Origin of the sequence: Zobellia laminariae (assembly GCF_030553095.1) — a bacterium.
GTDB classification, from domain to species: Bacteria; Bacteroidota; Bacteroidia; order Flavobacteriales; family Flavobacteriaceae; genus Zobellia; species Zobellia laminariae.
Map to the genome: position 1 here is coordinate 3,663,321 of NZ_CP130738.1, position 22,300 is coordinate 3,685,620.

At 36.1% G+C, this 22,300-nt stretch carries 20 protein-coding genes and 2 pseudogenes; 8 read left to right on the forward strand and 14 right to left on the reverse strand.

The genetic code is table 11. From position 1 onward, the window contains the following. Positions 1 to 91 precede the first annotated feature (91 nt). Together Q5W13_RS17580 and Q5W13_RS17585 are read left to right on the forward strand one after the other, a co-directional pair. Entirely contained in the window at positions 92 to 1,636 is a 1,545-nt protein-coding gene (locus tag Q5W13_RS17580) for a hypothetical protein (protein ID WP_304443882.1), read from the forward strand. Between the two features lie 3 nt (positions 1,637 to 1,639). Beyond that, positions 1,640 to 2,503, forward strand: a complete 864-nt coding sequence (locus Q5W13_RS17585) for a DMT family transporter (RefSeq protein ID WP_304443883.1) — start codon at positions 1,640 to 1,642, stop codon at positions 2,501 to 2,503. 91 nt (positions 2,504 to 2,594) lie between these two features. On the opposite strand, the gene Q5W13_RS25295 is transcribed toward Q5W13_RS17585, so the two are convergent. The 7 genes and pseudogenes from Q5W13_RS25295 to panB form a co-directional block, all read right to left on the reverse strand. After that, positions 2,595 to 2,705, reverse strand: coding sequence for a hypothetical protein (locus Q5W13_RS25295; protein WP_368662302.1), 111 nt, complete (start codon positions 2,703 to 2,705; stop codon positions 2,595 to 2,597). Between the two features lie 14 nt (positions 2,706 to 2,719). Continuing rightward, positions 2,720 to 4,021: an amidohydrolase gene (locus tag Q5W13_RS17590; RefSeq protein WP_304443884.1), complete on the reverse strand. Its 1,302-nt coding sequence runs from the start codon at positions 4,019 to 4,021 to the stop codon at positions 2,720 to 2,722. After that, positions 3,951 to 4,241 carry a hypothetical protein gene (locus Q5W13_RS17595; RefSeq protein ID WP_304443885.1) on the reverse strand — a complete coding sequence of 97 codons (291 nt, stop codon included), beginning with the start codon at positions 4,239 to 4,241 and terminating at the stop codon, positions 3,951 to 3,953. The genes Q5W13_RS17590 and Q5W13_RS17595 overlap by 71 nt, the downstream gene beginning before the upstream one ends. A gap of 165 nt (positions 4,242 to 4,406) precedes the next feature. Next, a pseudogene (locus Q5W13_RS17600) lies at positions 4,407 to 5,074 on the reverse strand (RluA family pseudouridine synthase). Between the two features lie 119 nt (positions 5,075 to 5,193). After that, positions 5,194 to 5,745, reverse strand: a complete 552-nt coding sequence (locus Q5W13_RS17610) for a DUF4252 domain-containing protein (protein ID WP_304443887.1) — start codon at positions 5,743 to 5,745, stop codon at positions 5,194 to 5,196. Between the two features lie 33 nt (positions 5,746 to 5,778). Beyond that, on the reverse strand, positions 5,779 to 6,477 hold the full coding sequence (locus Q5W13_RS17615) for an RluA family pseudouridine synthase (protein ID WP_194535415.1): 699 nt from the start codon (positions 6,475 to 6,477) through the stop codon (positions 5,779 to 5,781). Positions 6,478 to 6,510: 33 nt separating this feature from the next. After that, positions 6,511 to 7,329 (reverse strand): 3-methyl-2-oxobutanoate hydroxymethyltransferase, encoded by an 819-nt coding sequence (gene panB, locus Q5W13_RS17620; RefSeq protein WP_155595938.1) that lies wholly within the window; start codon positions 7,327 to 7,329, stop codon positions 6,511 to 6,513. Positions 7,330 to 7,776: 447 nt separating this feature from the next. On the opposite strand from panB, the gene Q5W13_RS17625 reads away from it, so the two are divergent. Next, positions 7,777 to 8,364 (forward strand): 3-keto-disaccharide hydrolase, encoded by a 588-nt coding sequence (locus Q5W13_RS17625; RefSeq protein ID WP_304443888.1) that lies wholly within the window; start codon positions 7,777 to 7,779, stop codon positions 8,362 to 8,364. A 41-nt stretch (positions 8,365 to 8,405) separates the two neighbouring features. Continuing rightward, on the forward strand, positions 8,406 to 8,708 hold the full coding sequence (locus Q5W13_RS17630) for a 3-keto-disaccharide hydrolase (RefSeq protein ID WP_304446539.1): 303 nt from the start codon (positions 8,406 to 8,408) through the stop codon (positions 8,706 to 8,708). A 62-nt stretch (positions 8,709 to 8,770) separates the two neighbouring features. On the opposite strand, the gene Q5W13_RS17635 is transcribed toward Q5W13_RS17630, so the two are convergent. The 3 genes from Q5W13_RS17635 to Q5W13_RS17645 all read right to left on the reverse strand — a co-directional run bounded on the left by Q5W13_RS17635 (position 8,771) and on the right by Q5W13_RS17645 (position 12,147). Next, entirely contained in the window at positions 8,771 to 9,568 is a 798-nt protein-coding gene (locus Q5W13_RS17635) for a DNA/RNA non-specific endonuclease (protein ID WP_304443889.1), read from the reverse strand. A gap of 131 nt (positions 9,569 to 9,699) precedes the next feature. After that, positions 9,700 to 10,479, reverse strand: a complete 780-nt coding sequence (locus Q5W13_RS17640) for a DUF3050 domain-containing protein (protein WP_304443890.1) — start codon at positions 10,477 to 10,479, stop codon at positions 9,700 to 9,702. A gap of 240 nt (positions 10,480 to 10,719) precedes the next feature. After that, entirely contained in the window at positions 10,720 to 12,147 is a 1,428-nt protein-coding gene (locus Q5W13_RS17645; RefSeq protein ID WP_304443891.1) for an L-serine ammonia-lyase, read from the reverse strand. A 317-nt stretch (positions 12,148 to 12,464) separates the two neighbouring features. Between Q5W13_RS17645 and dnaK the strand changes: the two genes are divergently transcribed. Continuing rightward, positions 12,465 to 14,372, forward strand: a complete 1,908-nt coding sequence (gene dnaK / locus Q5W13_RS17650) for a molecular chaperone DnaK (protein WP_155595943.1) — start codon at positions 12,465 to 12,467, stop codon at positions 14,370 to 14,372. Between the two features lie 124 nt (positions 14,373 to 14,496). Further along, positions 14,497 to 15,450 (forward strand): hypothetical protein, encoded by a 954-nt coding sequence (locus tag Q5W13_RS17655; RefSeq protein ID WP_304443892.1) that lies wholly within the window; start codon positions 14,497 to 14,499, stop codon positions 15,448 to 15,450. 29 nt (positions 15,451 to 15,479) lie between these two features. Here Q5W13_RS17655 and Q5W13_RS17660 read toward each other — a convergent pair whose 3' ends face one another. From Q5W13_RS17660 to Q5W13_RS17675, 4 genes and pseudogenes are all read right to left on the reverse strand, one after another. Next, the gene (locus tag Q5W13_RS17660; protein WP_304443893.1) at positions 15,480 to 15,908 is read right to left on the reverse strand and encodes a YybH family protein; all 429 of its coding nucleotides are present in this window, start codon (positions 15,906 to 15,908) and stop codon (positions 15,480 to 15,482) included. A 92-nt stretch (positions 15,909 to 16,000) separates the two neighbouring features. Further along, positions 16,001 to 16,678: a Bax inhibitor-1/YccA family protein gene (locus Q5W13_RS17665; RefSeq protein ID WP_304443894.1), complete on the reverse strand. Its 678-nt coding sequence runs from the start codon at positions 16,676 to 16,678 to the stop codon at positions 16,001 to 16,003. Between the two features lie 348 nt (positions 16,679 to 17,026). Continuing rightward, positions 17,027 to 18,231, reverse strand: a pseudogene (gene uxuA, locus Q5W13_RS17670) (mannonate dehydratase). A gap of 53 nt (positions 18,232 to 18,284) precedes the next feature. Next, positions 18,285 to 19,091 (reverse strand): SDR family oxidoreductase, encoded by an 807-nt coding sequence (locus Q5W13_RS17675; protein WP_304443895.1) that lies wholly within the window; start codon positions 19,089 to 19,091, stop codon positions 18,285 to 18,287. 404 nt (positions 19,092 to 19,495) lie between these two features. Here Q5W13_RS17675 and Q5W13_RS17680 point away from each other — a divergent pair, with 404 nt between their 5' ends. Together Q5W13_RS17680 and Q5W13_RS17685 are read left to right on the forward strand one after the other, a co-directional pair. Continuing rightward, the gene (locus tag Q5W13_RS17680; RefSeq protein WP_304443896.1) at positions 19,496 to 19,984 is read left to right on the forward strand and encodes a carboxypeptidase-like regulatory domain-containing protein; all 489 of its coding nucleotides are present in this window, start codon (positions 19,496 to 19,498) and stop codon (positions 19,982 to 19,984) included. Positions 19,985 to 20,087: 103 nt separating this feature from the next. Then, positions 20,088 to 22,283 (forward strand): SusC/RagA family TonB-linked outer membrane protein, encoded by a 2,196-nt coding sequence (locus tag Q5W13_RS17685; RefSeq protein ID WP_304446540.1) that lies wholly within the window; start codon positions 20,088 to 20,090, stop codon positions 22,281 to 22,283. Positions 22,284 to 22,300 lie beyond the last annotated feature (17 nt).

Consider the following 22,300-nt stretch of genomic DNA (forward strand, 5'->3'; position numbering starts at 1 on the left):
CCTAGTACATGAATAAAATAGTACAATGTTAAGCTGGTTTTTAGGGTATATAAAACACTGATATTAAGTAAATTAAATAATATTTTTTACGATGACAAATGCGCATAGAGATGCTTTGTTCGTGCTGGTAAAATCCCTTTCAAAATCGGAAAAGCGCCAATTCAAATTATATGTAGGGCGTTTAGGGGTGAATACTGATGCTAAATTTCTAGCATTATTCAACCTAATGGATAAAATTAGAAAATATGATGAGAAGGTAATTTTAGAGACCGGTATTGTCAAAAAAGCGCAATTATCTAATCTTAAAGCACATCTTTATAAGCAAATTTTAGTCAGTTTAAGACTAAACCCCGTGAATCAGAATTTTCGGGTTCAGATTCGTGAGCAGCTAGATTTTGCGACAATTCTTTATCAAAAGGGACTTTACAAACAAAGCTTAAAAATTCTTGATAAGGCAAAATCTACCGCCATAGAGAATGAGGAGAAGAATATTGCCTATGAAATAGTTGAGCTAGAGAAAATCATTGAAACTCAATACATTACAAGGAGTATTCCGGATAGGGCAGATGAACTAGCTATTCAGGCTAAAGAACTTTCTGCTCAGAATGTTATGACTAGTAAATTGTCTAACCTATCGTTACAACTATATGGCATTATGCTTAAAGTTGGTTATGTTAGAAGTGATGAGGATTATACGCGTGTTAAAAATTATTTTGAGAAGCATTTACCAAAATACCAATTAAAGGATTTAGGCTTTAGAGAAAAATTATGGTTGTACAAGGCGCACCTTTGGTATAGTTTTTTGACCCAAGATTTTCTTTCTTCATATAAATATGCCAGTAAGTGGGTAGACCTTTTTTATGAGCATGAAGAGCAGATAAATTTAAATCCGGTTTTCTTCTTAAAAGGGAACCACTACTTGCTAGAATCTATATTCTATGTAAAATACAGTTCTCATTTTAGAGAAGTGCTAGATAGGCTTGAAACGGTAGTGAGCAGTAATGATTTTCCTAAAAACGATAACATTTCTTCTCTGGCTTTTTTATATATAAACGCCAATAAATTGAATCTTCATTTTTTGGAGGGCACGTTTAATAAAGGATTATATCTTGTAAAAATTATAGAGTACGGAATCAATAAGCATAAGGATAGAATAGATGCTCACCATATTATGGTGCTGTACTATAAAATTGCCTGTTTGTATTTTGGTATAGGTGATAATAAAACCTGCATTCAGTACCTTAAAAAAATTATAAACAACAAGAACCTTAAAATGCGCGAGGATTTGATGTGTTTTGCCAGAGTTTTAAGCTTGGTTGCACATTATGAGGCGGGAATGGATTATCATTTGGAAATTCAGCTTAAAAGTACTTATAAGTTCCTTTTGAAAATGAACGATCTTCATGCCGTTCAAAAGGAGATGATTAAGTTCCTTAGAAACTTGGGCAACATTTTTCCAAACGAGTTAAAAAACGAATTTCAAAAACTACATACAGAACTAAAAAAATACGAAAATCATCCGTATGAAAAAAGAGCGTTCTTATACTTGGATATTATTTCATGGTTGGAAAGTCACCTAGAAAATAGGCCTGTTGCAGATATTATTCGTGAAAAGGCTATGGCCGTAAAGAGATAGCATTTGGATTCAGGTACGTCTTTCAGTCTTAAAAATTTTCTAGAAATCAATTTGGCAATGGTACTATTAAGTACCTCTGGCCCTTTGGGTAGATTCATAGAATTACCAGTGGCCGTTACCATAGGTATCCGTTCTATTATTGCGCTCGTTTTACTACTTATCTATTGTCGTTTTAAAGGAATTTCTTTTGGATTGAGTAGTAAAGATAGGGGGCCAATACTCATAAGTGGTGTTCTTATGGGGCTGCATTGGTTGACCTATTTTGTAGCGTTGCAAAAATCTAATGTTGCTATAGGTATGCTTTCATTGTTTACTTACCCTGTGATTACGGCTTTTCTAGAACCATTATTTTTAAAAACTAGATTTCAGAAAATGCACTTGCTTCTGGGTTTTTTAGTTCTTTGTGGAATATATTTTTTGGTCCCAGATTTCAGTTTTGAAAACAGCTCTACCGTTGCCATTGGTTTTGGAGTATTCTCAGCGCTCTGTTATGCTGTGCGGAATCTTATGTTAAAAAAGCAGGTAACAAGGTATGAAGGGTCTGTTTTAATGGCATATCAAATGGCCGTGATATTTTGTATGCTTATCCCTGCTTTCTTTTATTATGATTTAGAAGCAGTGCCAAGCCAATGGCAAGGAATATTAGGTTTAGCAGTTGTTACCACCGTTTTTGGACATACCATGTTTGTAAATTGTTTTAAGTATTTCTCCATTACAACCATTAGTATTTTAAGTAGCATTCAGCCTGTTTATGGTATTCTGATTGGTGCTTTGTTACTTTCTGAGATTCCCGCATGGTCTACAATAGTGGGCGGATGTTTAATATTGATTTCGGTTATAGTAGAGAGTGTTCGTTCGTATCGTTAAGGATACTGTAAAATATGGAAGTATCGGTTTTGGACAATAATCTTAAAAGGAGTAATGTTTCAAATGGTAAACTAATGTGCAATTCCTCTATTTAATATATTTTACTTTTAAAAACTTGTTTTCCTTCAACATAGGTTTGCAAAACTTTTACATCCTTAAGCTTTTCAGGTTTTATAGTGGTCAAATTCTCATTTAAAATCACAAAATCCGCTAATTTTATGGTTCCAAAGTCCCTTTTATATTTTCATCAAATGAGCTGTAAGCACCATTTTTAGTATACGCGGTTAAAGCTTGCTCTATATTAATTTTTTGTTCCGGAACCCAGCCTTCAGGGTTTTTGTTATCTAGGGTTTGACGGGTAACTGCGGCATACATGCCATAAAGGGGTGAGGCAGGGGCAACAGGCCAATCACTACCAAAAACCAGAGTTGTATTTGCATCTAGTAATGACTTAAAAGCATAGGTGGTTTTTATACGTTCTGGGCCAATAAGTTCTTCCGCCCATCTACCATCATCTATAGCATGATACGGCTGTACACTTGCAATAATATTGAGTTTGGAAAAGCGCTTTATGTCTTCTGTTGTTAAATGCTGGGCGTGCTCAATTCTTAATCTTCTATCCTTAGTGCCGTTTTTTTCAATAACACGCTCATAGATATTTAGCAATCCATTATTTGCTCTATCGCCAATAGCGTGGACGGTAACTTGTAAATCTTCATTATCTGCATTTAAAATTTGACTAAATAAACTATCCTCATTTACAATGAATAAGCCTCTATCATCTAATTTATCGGAATAGGGGTCGTTAAACGCAGCGGTATGGGAACCTAAAGAACCATCAACAAAACCTTTGAGTAAACCGTTTTTTAGCCATTTTTCGCTTCTATCCGTTTTGGATACCGATGCCCATTTATAGAGTGGGTCTGCGGTATACATCCTTACTTTCAGCTTCTTATTGGTGTACATTTCCTGGGCTACTTCAAACCCTCCTAAACTATCCACATCATGAATAGTAGTAACCCCTTGAGACAGCAAATAATCTTGTGCAGCATTAATTGCATCCTCTTTTTCGGAATTGGAAAGAACGGGAATTTTATTCAACACCAAATACATGGCTTTGCTTTTTAGAATGCCTGTTGGGTTTCCTTCTGAATCCTTTACAATTTCTCCGTTTTCTACATCAGGCGTGTTTTTATCAATTCCAGCGATTTTTAAAGCTGCTGAATTGGCTAAAATCATATGGCCGTCCATTCTGTAAATGGCTACAGGGTTGTCTTTGGTATATTCGTCAATCCATTCTTTTTCTGGTAGTTCTCCGCCCCAAAGTGTGTGGTCCCAATTTCCTTCCACTACCCATTGGTCGGGTTTAATTTTTTTAGCAAATGAAGCTATCCTATCAATAAATTCTTGTTTGGTTTTTGTATCTCTAAGCTGCACATTTAAAAGACTATTGCCGCCCATTAATAAATGAACATGAGCATCTATAAAAATAAGGTGTAATAAATTTTCCGTGAACATCTAATATTTCAGTAGAATCTCCTTTGAACTTCTCCAAATCTTTAAATGAGCCAACAGCAAGAACAGAATCTCCTTTAATGGCCATAGCTTCCGCCTTTGGTGATTCTGGATTCCCTGTCCATATAGTAGCATTGGTAACCAGTAAATCTGCATCTATGTTATCCGTTTTACAAGAGATAAAGATTATGGCGATTAAAAAAGAAAAGAAATATTTATTCATTTTTTGTATGAATTAAAACAACTCTGGTGTTACAATTAGTGATGAAGTAGAGATATGTATTTAGGGATTGAGCAACCTCAAAGCAAAAATTTTGTACCATATAAATTTAAACAAACCTTATGGATAAGATAGCAAGCACAAGTTATTTTAATGTGCCATGGTAAATTAAATTGATTTGAATTTCCAAAATTTATTCTTTGGCATAGACGCCTCAAAGGTTTTTAATTCTTCTGAACCTGGTAATTGGTAGGTGAGTTTCCAAGCGTGAAGGCAAACAGAAAGGGGAAGGTAAGACTGATTGGAACCATATTTTTCATCCCCAATAATAGGAAGGCCTAAATGGGCTAATTGTGCTCTTATTTGATGGAATCTACCGGTTTTCGGCTTTAATTCTAATAAATAACCAAAATCGTTTTGGTCTATAAGTTTATAGGAAAGAATACATTGTAGCGATTCTTTTGATTTAGTCTGGACTATGTCCGCTCTTTTTTCTTGATTGTTTTTGACAAGAAAATTCACCAAATTCCCTTTGCTCTTTTTGGGTTTATTTTTGACAATTGCCAAATACGTTTTTTGAACCTTACGTTTGGCAAATAGGTCATTGAATTCTACAAGAATGCTTTCTTCTTTGCAAAGACCAATACGCCACTTGTTACACGATCTAATCTGTGTATCACACCTAAATAAGGCTTCTTTTTACTTTTTAAGAGGTGATTGAGAACCTGACTTTCTACAGTACAATCTTCGTAAGGACTTTTTTCACTTATAAGTCCGGACTTTTTATTAACGACTATATAATCGTTGTTCTCATATACTATATCAAGATTCGTCATTAATAGTTTTAGTTGCGAATTTCAAAAGTAAGACTAATACACTTTAGATATATTACAGCTGTCTGGATTATTGAATGTTGACATACTTGAATTAGCTATTGGAAGAAAATAAAGGCTAATTATTTTTCTTCCTCCTCATCTCCCTGATTAATCCCAGAAGTAAAACTTCCTCCTTGATATTGGTTAATAAGACCATCACCTAATTTCTGAAATTCTTCATTTTGCGCCATCTGACGCACTTTTACAGGGTCAAAATCACCATTAAAATATAGGAAAGAACCGTTTTGGTTATTATTGTTGTAAATCAATATTTCCTTTACGGCATCACGTTTTTCTCGGATACTCACTATATTCCTTTTTAGCTCGTCGTTCTTTCGGTATACTTCAATAAAAGAGTTACCAGTGATACCGTTCATCTGCTTGTTTAAAAATTCAGATTTTTCTGCGGTGGTGCTAGGGAAGGACATATAGCGTAAATCTTTAGTATTGCCTACTAACGATTTCATCTCCGGAGAAACATTGCCAATGAGGGAAAGCATAAAACGGGGTACACGTACCGCTGTTACATGATTGTCTTCTTTGTGGGCGTTGTAAAAGGTGTCAATTGAATTATAGGTACTACAAGATGCTAGCAGTACAAGACTGCAAATGAATAGTGTTCTCTTAATCATGGTCTAGTGTTTATACAGTTAAATATACTGTTTTTAACAACAAGCGTTCCAAACTGGGTCTTCTGGTGGTTTGGCCACGATTTCTATAGGTTCTTTGCGGACAGGGTGAATAAAGGAGAGTCTGCGCGCATGCAAGTGTATACTGGCATTAGGATTACTACGGTCAAAACCATATTTAAGATCTCCTTTAATGGGGCAGCCAATAGCTGCTAATTGCGCTCTAATTTGATGATGGCGTCCCGTGTGCAAGTTAATTTCAAGAAGGTAGTACCGGTCCAATTTTTTAATCACCTTATAATCCAAAATGGCTTTCTTACTTTCCGGGACTTCTTTAATATGAGCGTACGATTTATTCTGTTTGTTGTTTCGTTTCAGCCAGTGTGTAAGTGTATCCTCGTTCTTTTTCGGTAGGTTCTTGACAATGGCCCAATAGGTCTTTTTCGCTTCTTTTTCTGCGAAAAGTTTATTCAGACGCGGCAAGGCTTTAGAGGTTTTAGCAAAAACAACAATACCAGAAGTAGGGCGGTCTAGCCTATGGGCAACACCTAAGTAGACATTGCCCGGCTTATTGAATTTCTCTTTAATGTAAAGTTTAACGACCTCGCTTAAGGGCATATCACCAGTCTTATCGCCTTGAACAATATCACCGGGTCGCTTATTTATAGCGATTAGGTGATTGTCTTCAAACAATACCAATAGATTTTTTGGGTCGGAAATAACTTTATCGGCCACTAGAACAAAGGATTAGAGTTTAGAAAAATACAATTAATACTGCTCCTCGTCGTTCGGGAAATCCTTGCTTTTTACATCGGTAACATATTGAGAAATAGCATTGCCCATTTCTTCGTATAGGTTCATGTAACGGCGTAAAAACCTTGGATTGAACTCATGTGTCATTCCCAATAAATCGTGAATAACAAGTACTTGCCCGTCCGCATGCTTACCTCCCCCAATACCAATGGTAGGTATAGAAATACTTTCAGAAACTTTTTTGGTCAAAGCAGCTGGTATTTTCTCCAATACAATAGCAAAACAACCTAATCTTTCAAGAAGTTTGGCATCTTCAATTAGTTTTTCAGCTTCTTCTTCCTCTTTGGCCCGAACAGTATAGGTCCCAAATTTATATATGGATTGCGGGGTAAGTCCCAAATGACCCATTACAGGAATACCTGCTTTTAGAATCTTTTTAACCGACTCTTTTATTTCTTCTCCTCCTTCAAGTTTTACAGCATGGCCACCACTTTCTTTCATAATACGAATTGCAGAACGAAGCGCTTCCTTAGAATCACTCTGGTAACTACCAAAAGGCAAATCAACAACTACCAATGCTCTTTCTACAGCACGAATAACTGAGGCAGCGTGGTAAATCATCTGATCTAGCGTAATAGGTAAAGTGGTCTCATGACCTGCCATAACATTACTGGCAGAATCACCCACAAGAATAACATCAACATTTGCAGAATCTACAATCTTGGCCATAGAATAATCATATGCGGTAAGCATAGATATTTTTTCGCCGTGTTTTTTCATGTCTACTAGAGACTTAACTGTTACTCTTTTATATTCTTTCTTTGCCGTTGACATAGTGGTTTTATTTTGATGTGATAAATGTAAGGAAAATGTTGGGTTTAAAGGTGACACGTTGGCTTCTTATAGATTGTAACCCCTCAGACCTTTTTAACACGCTCGTTCTAAACGTTATATTAAAGAGGTTTGATATAATTGAAACGGAAGAAAATTCTATTCTAATGGCCTTTTTTCTTATTAGCCTGATTCTTTTGGCACAAAAAGTCTAAGAAAGGGCCGTTCCAAAGAATGTAAGTACATTTTTTTTGCAGCTTTTGTCCACAAGGTTCTTAATCTATGAAGAAAATGTTTTGGATAATAGAGGTATCATTAAATGCTTAACAAACAAGGACAGAAAATAAAAACCAGACTAGGTTCATAGTATCATGATTGGATAAATAAATACCAAAGTAAATGTTTGGTATTCCCTATATTTATGACTTCGAAAAACTTAAGAATATGAAAATGAGATTAAAATTATTTTCGGCTATGGCAGGTATGTTGCTGTCGGCCGTAGCGGTTGTAAACGCTCAAGAAGCAAATCCGTTAGAAGGCAGATGGGATTTAACAATTGAAAAAGATGGCAAACAATTGCCATCTTGGTTGGAGATTTCGCACTCTGGTACGAACACTTTGGTAGGACGTTTTGTATATGCATTTGGTAGCGCTAGACCTGTTGCCGAAGTTAAATTGAAAAATGATGTTTTTAGCTTTGTTATCCCAAGACAATGGGAGCCAGAAGGTAGTGATATGACCTTTACAGGTTTATTAGATGGTGAAGAGCTTAAAGGAACCATGATTTATACAGATGGGCAGCCCTATAGTTGGACAGCCGTAAGAGCTCCGAAATTGGAGTATGTGGAAAAAGTAAAATGGGGAAAATCCAAAGAGCTTTTTAATGGTAAGGATTTAGTTGGATGGGAAGCCATGGGTGAAAATCAATGGATAATTGAAGATGGAGTATTAACAAGTCCAAAGTCTGGGGCCAATTTGGTTTCTAATGAAAAATTTAAAGATTTTAAATTGCATGTAGAATTTAAAGTACCACCATAAGTAATAGTGGCGTATACTTAAGAGGCCGTTATGAAGTTCAGATTACAGATGATAAAGGTTCTGACCCATCTAGTGTATTGTTTGGCGGAATCTATGGTTTTTTAACGCCAAACGAAATGGCTGCTAATGATGCAAGTGAGTGGCAGACGTATGACATTACATTAATTGGCCGTCGTGTGACAATTGTTGCAAATGGTAAAACTATCATTAACAATCAAAATATTATGAGTATAACTGGAGGTGCATTAGATAGCAATGAAGGAGAAGCGGGTCCATTTTTGATTCAAGGTGATCACGGTCCTATTATGTTTAGAAAATTTGAGGTTACTCCAAGAGTAGAGTAGTTGCCTGACAAGAGTATTTAAAAAAACGCCCGCTGTCTTAAACAGCGGGCGTTTTATGTTTATTACCAATTAAGTTCAGAAGGTTTTAGCAAAGGCTTCCGTTCTGTTTGGATAAAGGAATTCAAGTCAAATTCATTGGCTTTATGAATAGCGTCATCAAAAGTGAAGTTGCATTTGGCTTCTATTTCAGAAGGAGCTACTTCGTATGTTTTAAAAGCTTCTAAATCTAGAAAAGATAATCGGCTTAAATCTTGGGAAAGTATAAACGATTTTGTCTTTAGTACACCGCTTTCTTCATAGAGAACAGTTTTGTAAAACTCCGTTGGGATTTTATAGCCTCTGTATTCGCGGTCATCTTCATGAAAAATGCAACCACCTATAATACTTACACGAGATCTATCCATTTCCGTTTGGTCGTAAAGAGAGTTTTCTAGTTCGCCCCAAACACCGCCTTTTCCACTTTGGTTAAAGCTATCCATTTGCGGAGCAATGTTGGTGAAAACAAACGAATCTGAATTTGCTTTTTTTGCTTCGGCATAATCGCCCCAATTTAAATCTACTCTTCGCGCAAGATGCCCACGGTCTAAAGGGTTACTCTTGTATAATCTGTTTCCGGCTTGGCTTTCCGATGGTATTCTAGAATCTTCAAAAAAACTAGAACCTTTTCTAGGTATTCGTTTTAGATTCATACCATCTATATTCCACGCTACCCAAATAGCGAATTTAGTCTGACTGCTGAGCGCCAACGAAAAATGGGTGTAATCTATTATTTCAGAACCGTCCAATTGAAAAGCGTCGTCTGCTTGTTTCAATTTAGGAGGTTGTATAGCGGTACTCAAAAAATTTGCGTCAAATGCCATAAGAAGGTTTATTGTTTTACGAAGATTATGAATCAAAAATGCAAAACATTTCCAATACAATGGGCATTAGTAATTTTAAATTAAGATTATTTCTTTTGTTGGGTAATAATGGCTATTTCTAATTAGACAGGTTATTCTGCCATTATTGGAGTGGTAATAGCTTCGTTAATAGCATCCCAGAGCTGAATTCTTTTACTTAATGCCTGCCGAGCAACATTTAAAGTTTCTTGCCATTTTTGTTCATCATTTCCGCAAAGTTCAGCTACCATTTCAAGAGATAATGGTCCATGTTCATCACCATCCAGCTCAATATGTCTTTCTAGATAGTAAACGAGTTTGTTGTACTGCTTGTTATCTGCATCAGCACTTTTTAGAACTTCCATAAACATATCGGGAATAACATCTTCACGGCCAAAGGTGAATGCAGAGGCCACTAGATGAGGCTTTCCAGTAGCTATAATATCGAAAGAAAATAGAACAAAATCGGCCACTTTCTTTGGAAGATCAATGGCGGCTAAGGCAGATTCAACTGTTTTGCCTTCTTTTAAAAGAAGTATGAACTTATTTATTTTTGAGGTATCAGCGCCTAATTGTACCATTGCTTGCAGATATATCTCAAAATGACTTTTAGGTTCCCCTAGTTCATTTATATCACTTTCCTCGCCATGTACAATTTCATTAATGAATCTTGCAAGAATAGGATTTTTACAGGGAGTCCAGGGGATACTAATGTTGGTTAACGAAAGTTGAAGAGATTTTAGGAGAGACATAAAGTCCCAAACAGCATAGATATGGTTCTCTGTAAAAGTTCTAATATCATCTATACTATTTAAGTTTTGATAAAGGGGGTGATTTTGAAGTTGAGTTCTTAAATCTCGGATTTCATTTTCAATGTGTTCAATCTTAGTCATGGCTCGTTTTTAGTTTTTGGTGAAAACAAGGTTTCTTGTGAAGTGCAATATAAACATTCGAATTTATAGACTACAAACATTGTTGTATTGGACTATAAAATTTAAATTAATCATTTAGTTATTTAACGTGGCAATAAAGAAAATACGCCAGAAATTGGCTGGGTCTTTAAAAATCAAAATACAATAAGAATTGTGCAAAGAGTCAAAGTTAAACCTGCCTTTAAATTGAAGTGGATAATCTTAACAATCACTCATATTAATTCCAATGGCGAGGCCTCCTTCTGAAGTTTCTTTATATTTAGAGCTCATATCTTTTGCCGTGGCCCACATGGTTTCAACTACTTTATCTAAAGGAACCTTGGCATCTTTAGGGTCGGAGCCTAATGCCAGCTCTGCAGCATTAATAGCTTTAATGGCTCCCATACTGTTACGTTCTATACAAGGTATTTGTACAAGTCCTCCTATAGGATCACAGGTAAGTCCTAGATGATGTTCCATTGCAATTTCAGCAGCCATAAGTACTTGTTCTGGTGTGCCGCCCAACAACTCGGTAAGTGCACCTGCTGCCATGGCGCTAGAGACTCCAATTTCCGCTTGGCAACCACCCATGGCTGCAGAGATGGTAGCTCCTTTTTTAAAGATGCTTCCTATTTCTCCGGCAACGAAAAGAAAATTTTTAATGTGTTCAAAATCGGCTTCATGGTTTTCTATCACCATATAATACATGAGTACGGCTGGTATGACCCCAGCACTTCCGTTAGTAGGAGCGGTTACCACACGGCCTAAAGAAGCGTTCACCTCATTAACGGCTAAGGCAAAACAGCTCACCCATTTTAAAATCTGGCGGAATTTAACCTCCGTGTTTCGTATTGTAGATAGCCAAGCCTCTGGTGAATCATAAACATGTGAGCCGTACAAAAGGTTTTTGTTGATATCATAAGCTCTACGGGTAACATTTAAGCCTCCGGGAAGTTTACCCTCTGTATGACAACCAATATACATGCATTCTAGCATGGTCTTCCATACGTGGTCTAGTTTTTCGTTTATTTCGGCATCACTCCGTAATGAGCGTTCATTTTCAAGAACAATCTCTGATATACTTTTGTTTTCACTCTGGCAGTAGGCGAGTAGCTCCGTACCTTTTTGAATGGGGAAAGGAAAACTATTAAATGTAGCTATGTTGCGCTTAGCATTTTTTCTTTCCTTGACTACGACGAATCCGCCACCAATAGAGTAGTAGGTGTTCTTTTTGGTCTTGCCGGATTTTAAAGTAGCTTCAAACTGAAGTCCGTTGGCATGAAATTCTAAAAACTTCCTGTGGAATAAGATATCTGTCTTTGGGTCAAAGGAAATAGATTTTGAATTACCAAAATTAAGGATCTGGGTTTCTTGAATATCCGCAACAATAGCATGTATGTCTTTAATAGGTATTTCTACGGGATCAGTTCCAGAGAGGCCCAACATAATGGCGTAATCTGTGGCATGGCCTTTACCTGTTAAGGCCAAAGAACCATATACATGCACTCGTATATTAACGACTTCATCAAACATTTGTGCAGATTTCAGTTCAGAAATCCATCGTTCTGCTGCCCGCCAAGGGCCTAAGGTATGAGAACTAGAAGGGCCAACGCCAATCTTAAGCATGTCAAAAATACTAATAGACTCCATAAATTATAAACTCGTTTACGGTATAAAGATAGATAAAGCCCGCATTAGGCAAAGCCAAAAATTAGGGTATATAGAAACTAATAAATTAGAGCCTTATGAACAGATATTTACAGAAAGAAGAGAAGTAAGATGACTTCAGTTTTAGGATAATAGGTATCATACTGTCGCTTTTTGTTCAAGAAAAGCCTATTTATGGCGTGTTCTTAGCTGTCCGCAAATATAGAAATGACATCATGTCAGGTTGTTATCAGTTGGCATATTGTTTGACAATTAGTAATCGATTCTAAAAATGAACACTAATATTTAAAACATATAACATGAGTAAAATTATAGGTATTGACTTAGGTACTACCAACTCCTGTGTTTCCGTTATGGAAGGTAACGAACCGGTAGTGATTCCTAATGCAGAAGGTAAGAGAACTACACCATCTGTAATTGCATTTGTAGAAGGTGGAGAGATAAAAGTTGGAGATCCTGCAAAAAGACAGGCGGTAACTAACCCTCACAACACCATATATTCTATAAAACGTTTTATGGGTAACAAATTTTCGGAGTCTAGTAAAGAAGCCGAGAGAGTTCCTTATAAAGTTGTAAAAGGAGATAACGACACACCACGTGTTGATATTGATGGTCGTTTATATACACCACAAGAACTTTCTGCAATGATTCTTCAGAAAATGAAGAAAACTGCAGAAGACTACTTAGGACAAGATGTTACCCGTGCGGTAATTACTGTTCCTGCTTATTTTAATGATGCTCAGCGTCAAGCAACTAAAGAAGCAGGTGAGATAGCTGGTCTTACTGTAGAGAGAATTATAAATGAGCCTACCGCAGCTTCTTTGGCTTACGGTATGGATAAGAAAGATACTGATCAGAAAATAGTTGTTTTTGATTTTGGTGGTGGTACACATGATGTATCTATACTAGAATTGGGTGACGGTGTTTTTGAAGTATTGTCTACTGATGGTGATACACACTTAGGTGGTGATGATGTTGATCAAGAGATTATTGATTGGTTAGCTGAGGAGTTTAATAAAGACGAAAGCATTGACTTACGTAAGGATGCCATGGCATTACAGCGTTTGCGTGAAGCTGCTGAGAAAGCAAAAATTGAATTGTCTTCTTCTGCACAAACGGAAATCAACTTGCCTTACGTTACTGCTACCGCTTCAGGACCTAAGCATTTAGTACGTACACTTACAAGAGCTAAATTTGAGCAATTAATCGGTGACTTGGTAAAAAGAACTATCGCTCCATGTGAGACTGCACTTAAAGCAGCAGGTCTTTCTAAAAGTGATATTGATGAAATTATCCTAGTAGGTGGTTCAACAAGAATACCTGCGGTTGTTGATGCTGTTGAGAAATTCTTTGGTAAGAAACCTTCAAAAGGTGTTAACCCAGATGAGGTTGTTGCAATTGGTGCGGCAATTCAAGGTGGTGTTCTTACAGGAGATGTTAAAGATGTATTGTTATTAGACGTTACTCCTTTATCTCTAGGTATTGAGACTATGGGTAGTGTAATGACTAAGTTGATTGAAGCCAACACTACGATTCCTACTAAGAAATCTCAAGTGTTCTCTACAGCAGCAGATAATCAGCCATCGGTTGAGATTCATGTATTGCAAGGTGAGCGCCCAATGGCATCAGACAACAAGACTATAGGTCGTTTCCATTTAGATGGTATTCCACCAGCACAGAGAGGTACACCTCAAATTGAAGTTACTTTTGATATTGATGCGAACGGAATTATCAAAGTTTCTGCAACGGATAAAGCAACGAACAAAACGCAAGATATTAGAATTGAAGCTTCTTCAGGATTGACAGAAGAGGATATCAAGAAAATGAAAGCTGAAGCTGAAGCTAATGCTGAATCTGATAAAAAAGCGAAGGAAACTGCTGATAAGTTGAACGAAGCTGATGGAATGATTTTCCAAACAGAAAAGCAACTGAAAGAATTTGGTGAAAAATTATCTGATGATAAGAAAAAACCAATCGAAGATGCTCTAGGCGAATTAAAAGCAGCATATGAGTCTAAAGACTTAGCGGTTATTACACCAGCTTTGGATAAAATCAATGAAGCTTGGAAAGTTGCTTCTGAGGAAATGTATAAGGCACAAGCCGAAGGACAACAAAACGGTGCAGCTCCGGAAGGAGATGCTGCTTCTGCTGAAGAGCCAAAAGAAGGCGATAACGTAGAAGATGTAGACTTCGAAGAGGTAAAGTAAGTATAAGCGTTTAACGCAACGAATATAGGGCCCGCTCAGTTATTTAACTGAGCGGGTCTTTTCGTTTTATAGATTTGGTACGCCTTTTGTTTCCAGTTCACAGAATATCAAGTAGTTTTGCAGTATGATAAAAAAATTCTTGTTTGTATGTTTAGTATGGGGAATGTCTTCAATGGTGTTTTCTCAAGACATCGAGATTTTTAAAGTATCCGATTTTAACTTGAAGGGAAAAGTGGAGTCGTGTTTTGTAATTACCGACTACGGTAAGGAAGAATATTACTTTAACCCAGAAGGGTTTTTAACGAAATCCGTTACTCGTTATAATGATACCGATTACGAGACTACAAACTATAAATACCTAAATGGATTCTTAAAAGAGCGTAGAATAGAAAATTATATGGACGGTAGTTTTGACCGTGCCACATCTATTGCTAATTTTTATGAAATAGATACAACGGCAGCTAAAATTATAACTGAAAATATAGTTTCTTACGAAAAAGAACTTTTAGAGAAGAACATTTACACTTATGGAGAGGACGAAAAATTAATTAAGCTTGTCCGTACTAATACCAGTGGCATAGATGAGAGTGATTTTGAGTATATCAATAACGACAGTGTTACTATAGTTCGCAAAACTCTAAATACGCTATTGTCTAAATTGACTACAACATCTCAGGTAATAGAAAATAGACAAAAGTTTAAAAAAGTAATTTCTGAAAATTATATCGAAGGAAACCTTACTGCAAAAACTGTTGAGGTATTTGATATCAATAACAAGCTAACTTTACATAAAGAGTTAATGTATGATAGCTCTACAAAAAAGTGGATACCACAAAAAGAAGAGCGCTATCTATATGATGAGACTGGAGTTTTAGCAACTACTAAGACTAAAAAACGTTTTGGAGATTTAACTCAGGAATATATTTATCAGTTTGATGGTACGCCGGCCAATAACTGGGTAAAAGAAATTATAACTCCAAATAACTCATACACCACAAGGCGCATCAAGTATTACCCTACTGCCAAAGTTGAAACAATAGAAGTAATTGAAACTGAAGTAGAAGAGAACAAGAATTAGATTTTTAAATTCGTTTAGACGAATAACAATTAGCAAGAAGAATCTGCTACAATTTTCCATTCGCCATTTATCTTCTTAAATATAATCATGAAAGTACCATTGGCATCACCCACCTCTCGCGTCAAAAAGTACTGTCCCATAACATAATAGGACGCTTCATTAATTTTAGTAATCTGGTCTATTTTAAAGCGCAACTTTCCAGTGTCCGCTTTAGTAGGATATCCTTTTTTGTAATTGTCCAGAGTCGTTTGCCAACCTTTGGTAACCTTTCCACCACTATAATAAGTTAGCTCATCAGATTCCCAGTAGCCCTGCATAAAACCATCTATATCGTGATTGGACCATGCCGTTTCTTGGGTGTGAAGTATATTTTCTATAGTTTCGATATCATTATTTTGAGCAGATAAAGAACTAAATCCTAATAAAAACACGAGGAGCAATACCGTTTTAATTTTCATAATTCATTTTGTAAGTTGATGAGGTGGTAAGATAAAAAAAGCCCTGATAATTATATCAGGGCTTTTCACATTAAAAATGTAAACACTAAAAATTAATCTGTTGTATGAAGATTAAGAATGTACCAGAATAACAGCATAAGGCTGGCAAAAAGCCCTAAAGAAGCTGCTACATATTGGTGTGATTTGTATCTGTGAACCAAATTAGAAGTTTGGTATAGAATTGATCCAGAAGCCAAAATAACCATGGCAGCACTAAATAAAAGACCCAAGTTAAACCCGAATAATACCCCGGCTACAATAAGTCCAAGCGCAATTGCAAAACCCACGGCCAATATTGACTTTAAAAACGAAAAGTCTTTTCTAGTTATCAAAACAATGGCAGAAAGTCCTGTGAATAAAGATAGAGTCATTATAGCTGCTTGATTAAGAATATCTAGGGAACCATTTTCTGTATATTTAAGGGCTATGAATATTAACGGAATAAAAATGAATGCTTCTGCAATTACGTAAATTAAAAGAGCTAAATAATGCTTGTTATTGCTTTTACTCTTTAGGGCAATACGTTCGGCATAATTTGTAATAAACAAAAAACCGCCCAACATAATTAACCAACTATACCCCTCGGTTAGCGATAAGGCAAAATTTAATATTGGCGGAATTTGAAAAAATAAGGTTTCGACAAGAATAAAAAGTAAGACCGCTCCAGCTAAATGAGCATACGTTTTTCTATAAAAAACAGCTCGCTCAGTTTTGGTAAGAAGATTTACCATTTGAGTATTTGGAACCTGGGAATTTTCATGTCAAGGATTTTAGCAGATAACACAAGTAAAACAATTATGTTTCAAGTGAGGCTAATTTCTTGATGAACTACATTTTTATTCGTTTTATGTCTAAGGTATAGGAAATTAGAGCTATTGATATACTTGGTTTAATTTTATAAGCAATAGATCCTGCCAACTTAAGAACCAAATAATCTATTAGTCATTAAAAAAAATAGTAGTTCGTTAATGTCGGTTTCTCAACTGGTCAATAAAGATATTCTGGCCAACAAGAATTTGTTGACCAGAATATTATGTGAAGGAAACTTTAGTTTTAATTAAAAAACTAAGAGCTTCGTGTTATTCAAAAAAAGCTTTTCGAATTCCTAATTCTAATCCACGTAATTCGGCCAATCCGCGTAAGCGACCTATACCTGAGTAACCAGGATTGGTTTTTTTATGAAGATCATCTAACATCTGGTGGCCGTGGTCAGGTCTCATCGGAATCAATGCATCTCTTCTACCTTCCGTTTTTCTTCTTTGTTCTTCGGCGAGAATCAATTTTACAAGTTCGTACATAGGAACATCTCCCTCTAGATGATTTGCTTCATAGAAGTTTCCATTTTCATCCCGTTTAGTACTTCGTAAATGTAAAAAGTGAACACGGTCAGCAAATCGTTTGAACATTTTGGGTAAATCATTATCTGCTCTAGCGCCCAAAGATCCCGTACAGAAAGTAATGCCATTGTTAATGGACTTTACTTTATCAAAAATATATGCATAATCAGCTTCATTTCGCATGATACGTGGTAATCCTAAAATAGAAAAAGGTGGGTCATCAGGGTGAATACACATTAACATGCCATTTTCTTCAGCAGTAGACATTATTGAATTTAGAAAATAAACGAGGTTGTTGCGCATGTCATCCTCATCCATGCCTTTGTAGGTGTCTAAGGTGGCTTGAAACGGACTAAGGTCAAAACCGGTCTTAGGTATTTGGTAATTCTCTGAAGAGCCTATGGTAAACCAGCTATAATGGTTTTTACCAGTTTATAAATGTCATCTTCAGACATTTTGTTGTAATATGTTTTGGCGGCTACTATTTGAGCTTCTGTAAAGCTTTTTTCAGCATCGGGTCTTTTAAGGATAAACAAATCAAAAGCAGCTAGAGCTGTTGCGTTGAATAAAAGTGCTTTTGAACCATCTTCTACTTCGTAATCTAAGCTTGTACGTGTCCAATCAAGTACCGGCATAAAATTATAGCAGACTACATTAATATTACATTGAGCTAGGTTTTTTAAGCTCTGTTTGTAGTTTTCTATAAGTTCTTCAAAACCATCTTGCTGTGTCTTAATACTTTCATGAATAGGTAACGATTCTACTACGGACCATACTAAACCATTTTGTTCTAAAAGATTTTTGCGTTCCTCTATTTCTGAAACCGACCAAACTTCTCCATTGGGTATGTGATGCAATGCGGTTACAATACCTGTGGCACCCGCCTGTTTAATATCTTGTAGGCTAACAGGGTCGTTGGGCCCATACCATCTCCATGTTTGTTCCATATTCGGTACTTCTTAATTAGTTGATATATGTTTTATAAAGTTAGTTTGATGAATTACACTCCGCTAAAAGCACTAAACCCACCATCTACAGGTAAAACGATACCCGTTATAAACTTAGACGCATCACTACATAAAAATTGAATTGCACCGTTTAGTTCTCCAACTTCGCCAAAACGACCCATTGGTGTACTTTTTATAATAGTTTCTCCACGCTGTGTAAACGAGCCATCCTCATTTGTAAGTAATGCTTTGTTCTGTTTTCCGATAAAGAAACCGGGGGCAATAGCATTTACACGAATACCACTTCCAAATTTGGTAGCCATTTCTACTGCCATCCACTTAGTGAAGTTCTCCATTGCCGCCTTGGAAGCAGAATAGCCAGCTACTCTTGTAATTACCCTATCTGCCGCCATAGAAGAATAGTTAATAATTACACCTTCTTTTTGTTCAGACATTACTTTACCGAAAACCAAAGAGGGGATAAGCGTCCCGTTAAGATTAAGCTCCGTTACCTTGTTAAAGTCCGCAATCTTAATATCAAAAATGGTCTGGTAAGGCGCTACCGTTGCTCCTGGAAGGTTCCCGCCAGCAATATTTAAAAGAATATCTATTCTACCAAAATCGGATAAAATTTGGTTTTTAGCTTTTTCTAGAGACTCCTCGCTTAGTATATCCGCCTCATAAGCATTAGCGTGCCCGCCCACGGTTTTAATTTCATCTAAAAGCGACTGAACCGATGTCTTTTTTCGTGTTAACAGAGCCAATTTAGTCCCTGATTTTGCTAAACTTTTAGCAACACTACTTGCCAAAGCGCCACTAGCTCCCGTTATAACAGCAATCTTATTATCTATATCAAACATTTTTTTCTTTTTTAAGAAAGCCCAAGATAAAACAATCTACTCTAAAAGAGAGATAAGAATCGTAGGAAATACGAATTAATCCTTCAGTAGCTTTAGTTAATATAAATACAACTTTTATAAGGGCAATTACAGTGATTCTATCTTTTTTGGGTAATTAGTACGTTTATAATTAACATTTTTAAATATTGTGGTTATTTACATTTTTGCGGCTATAGTTGGTTTTAAACTACTTTTTGTGTAGTAAATACACTTGTTTATTGGGACAGAACCATTTGTTGCACTCATCTGATCATATGTTGTTAAAGAATGGTTAAATAAACATCACTTTTGAAAAACTTAAACAAATGTTAACTACTCAATTAAACTAGAGATCTTATGAAAGGAACTAACTTTAAAATTAAGAAATGGCAACCCTACAGATATCTGTCGGGATTGTTGTGGCTTTTAGCAATAGCTTTTGGTCACGCCAGGAAGTAACCGTAAGTGGTACGGTTTCAGATGATTCAGGTATACCTTTGGCAGGTGCCAATGTACTTGTAAAAGGTACCACTAGTGGTACTCAAACAGATTTTGACGGTAATTATTCTATTTCGGCTGATGGTGGTGCCATTTTGGTATTCAGTTATATAGGATTTACTAAACAAGAAGTAGCTGTTAATGGACAATCTGTTGTTAATGCTACTTTGGCAGAAGATGCAAGTCAACTAGAGGAAGTTGTAGTTATAGGGTACGGTTCTCAGAAAAAGTCGGATTTGACTGGAGCTGTAAGTACTGTTGATAGTGAAGAAATAAATAAGTTTACTTATAATGACGCTGCTCAGGCTATACAAGGTCGTACGGCTGGTGTTAGAGTTGAATCTAATGGTGGTTCTCTGGAGCTAACGCGCTTGTGACCATACGTGGTTCAAGCACATTATCTGATGCAGGTCCTTTATATGTAATTGATGGAATGCTTACAGGAGATATGACTTCTTTGAACCAGGAGATATAGAAACTATCTCTGTTTTAAAGGATGCTTCGGCTAGTGCAATTTACGGTTCAAGAGCAGCAAATGGTGTTATCATTGTAACGACCAAAAAAGGTACTCGTGGAGGTATAAAGGTAGATTTAGATTATAGTTACGGTCTTCAGTCTTCAGTTAAAAACATTGACTGGGCAAATGCAAGAGATTATGCTACTATTGTAAATGCAGCTAGAGACAATGACGGAAATGCAAGGTTTCCTGCTAATGACGATCAGTTTAACCCTAATATTGATAGTGATATTCAAAAAGAATCACTTCGTACTGCTGGGGTTATGAATGCAAACGCAAGAATTTACGGAGGTACAGAAAACAGTACATACAGCTTGTCTTTGAATCATTATGATCAAGAAGGTATAGTTAAACAATCAGATTATAAGAGAACCACTGCTAGAATTAATGCCACTCTTACAAAGGGAAGATTTAAATTAGAAAATACTGTTGGTTTAACACGTTCTATTGATAATCCTAATCCGTATTTTAATAAAGAGAGAGATTTAGTTCCTACCATTAGAATTTATGATGACGAAGGTAACTTCAGTGCTACCGATCAGCCTGCAGATGTTGCAGTAGGTGCTTTTTACGGTGTTGGAAACGTAGGGAATTCTCTAGGTTTGGCTACTGTTGAAGATAGAACGGTTACAAAAAATAGTATACTTGGTAATATAGCTGGGTCTTTTGAAATTATTGATGGCCTTACTTACAAATTAAATTTAGGATTGGATTACTCTGCGACCAATAATTATAGATTTACTCCAACCTATGTTTTTAATACAGCAACATTTGGTAACAATCAATTTGCAGAATTGGCGGAAACCAATACCAACTTTCTTTCAACATTGATTGAACATACTTTAACATATAGTAAGGAATTCAACAAGCATAATGTAAATTTTGTTGCTGGTTATACTGATCAAGTGTCAAACACAAGATCTCTTGGAGCTTTGGCTAGAAAATTTCCTTCTAATGACGTTCGAGTAGCTTCTGCTGCAGAGGATAAGGTTAATTTTCCTTCTCTAGATTTGACCAAAACTATTCAAAGTTATTTTGGAAGGTTGAGCTATGCTTATGATAGTAGATACCTATTTACAGCTACAATTCGTAGAGATGGATCGTCATTATTTAAAGAAGATTTAAGATGGGGTACTTTTCCATCATTTGCAATAGGTTGGAATTTAGGAAATGAGAGTTTCATGGAGAAGGTAACTGCTGTAACAGATATAAAGATTAGAGCCAGTTATGGAGAAGTAGGTTCTGACAATGTACCTATCTACTCATTAAGTCCAGAATTAAATCTTAATAGTGAGTATCCAATAGGAGAAAGCCAAGAAAGAGCTACTGGGTATTCAATTACAAAAGGTATTAATGATCAGATTACATGGGAAACCAGTAAAACAACTGATATAGGTTTGGACTTTAGAATGTTAAACCAAAAGTTAAGTATAACAATGGACTATTTTCAAAAGAAATCAGAAGATGTTCTTGTTGAATTAGGATTACCATTATATACTGGTTTTGGAAACAGAGTGCCTTTTAATACGGCAAGTATAGAAAATGAAGGTTTTGAATTTTTAGCTAATTATTCTGATAGTTTAAGTGAAGACTTTTCCTTTAGCATTAGTGGAAACTTTACAACGCTGAACAATGAAGTTACTGCTTTGGGAGATGCAACACCTATTATAGAAGGACAGTTTACTTCAAATGGATTAAGAGGAACTAAAACAGATGTTGGTCAGCCCGTTTCTTCATTTTTTGGATATATAGTTGATGGAATTTATCAAACAGATGCTGAGGCTTTAGCCGCAAATGACAATAATAACCCACAAGCGGGAGATTTAAAGTTTAGAGATATAGGTGGTCCTGATGGTTCGGGCCCTGATGGCATTGTAGATGAGAATGACCAAGCATTTTTAGGTAATCCAGCACCTAATTTTGAGTATGGTTTAAATATTTCTGCATCGTACAAAAATTTTGATATGAGCCTTTTCTTTAACGGTGTTTCCGGTAATAAAATACTGAACGGAAATAAATACAGAGGTTATTTTGATACGGAAGGACCTTATCTTACTGATGCTTTAAGAGCTTGGACGCCAACAAATACAAATACAAATATTCCAAGAAGTACACAGTCAGACCTGGTTTTAATAGAAGGCCATCAGATTTTTATTTAGAAAATGGAGCTTATTTC

Excerpts from the sequence above, each read along its gene's own strand:
- Q5W13_RS17580 (WP_304443882.1), top strand. The coding sequence starts at position 92 with ATGACAAATGCGCATAGAGATGCTTTGTTCGTGCTGGTAAAATCCCTT.
- Q5W13_RS17590 (WP_304443884.1), bottom strand. The coding sequence starts at position 4,021 with ATGTTCACGGAAAATTTATTACACCTTATTTTTATAGATGCTCATGTT.
- Q5W13_RS17595 (WP_304443885.1), bottom strand. The coding sequence starts at position 4,241 with ATGAATAAATATTTCTTTTCTTTTTTAATCGCCATAATCTTTATCTCT.
- Q5W13_RS17610 (WP_304443887.1), bottom strand. The coding sequence starts at position 5,745 with ATGATTAAGAGAACACTATTCATTTGCAGTCTTGTACTGCTAGCATCT.
- panB (WP_155595938.1), bottom strand. The coding sequence starts at position 7,329 with ATGTCAACGGCAAAGAAAGAATATAAAAGAGTAACAGTTAAGTCTCTA.
- Q5W13_RS17625 (WP_304443888.1), top strand. The coding sequence starts at position 7,777 with ATGAGATTAAAATTATTTTCGGCTATGGCAGGTATGTTGCTGTCGGCC.
- Q5W13_RS17635 (WP_304443889.1), bottom strand. The coding sequence starts at position 9,568 with ATGGCATTTGACGCAAATTTTTTGAGTACCGCTATACAACCTCCTAAA.
- Q5W13_RS17640 (WP_304443890.1), bottom strand. The coding sequence starts at position 10,479 with ATGACTAAGATTGAACACATTGAAAATGAAATCCGAGATTTAAGAACT.
- Q5W13_RS17645 (WP_304443891.1), bottom strand. The coding sequence starts at position 12,147 with ATGGAGTCTATTAGTATTTTTGACATGCTTAAGATTGGCGTTGGCCCT.
- dnaK (WP_155595943.1), top strand. The coding sequence starts at position 12,465 with ATGAGTAAAATTATAGGTATTGACTTAGGTACTACCAACTCCTGTGTT.
- Q5W13_RS17655 (WP_304443892.1), top strand. The coding sequence starts at position 14,497 with ATGATAAAAAAATTCTTGTTTGTATGTTTAGTATGGGGAATGTCTTCA.
- Q5W13_RS17660 (WP_304443893.1), bottom strand. The coding sequence starts at position 15,908 with ATGAAAATTAAAACGGTATTGCTCCTCGTGTTTTTATTAGGATTTAGT.
- Q5W13_RS17665 (WP_304443894.1), bottom strand. The coding sequence starts at position 16,678 with ATGGTAAATCTTCTTACCAAAACTGAGCGAGCTGTTTTTTATAGAAAA.
- Q5W13_RS17675 (WP_304443895.1), bottom strand. The coding sequence starts at position 19,091 with ATGTTTGATATAGATAATAAGATTGCTGTTATAACGGGAGCTAGTGGC.
- Q5W13_RS17680 (WP_304443896.1), top strand. The coding sequence starts at position 19,496 with ATGGCAACCCTACAGATATCTGTCGGGATTGTTGTGGCTTTTAGCAAT.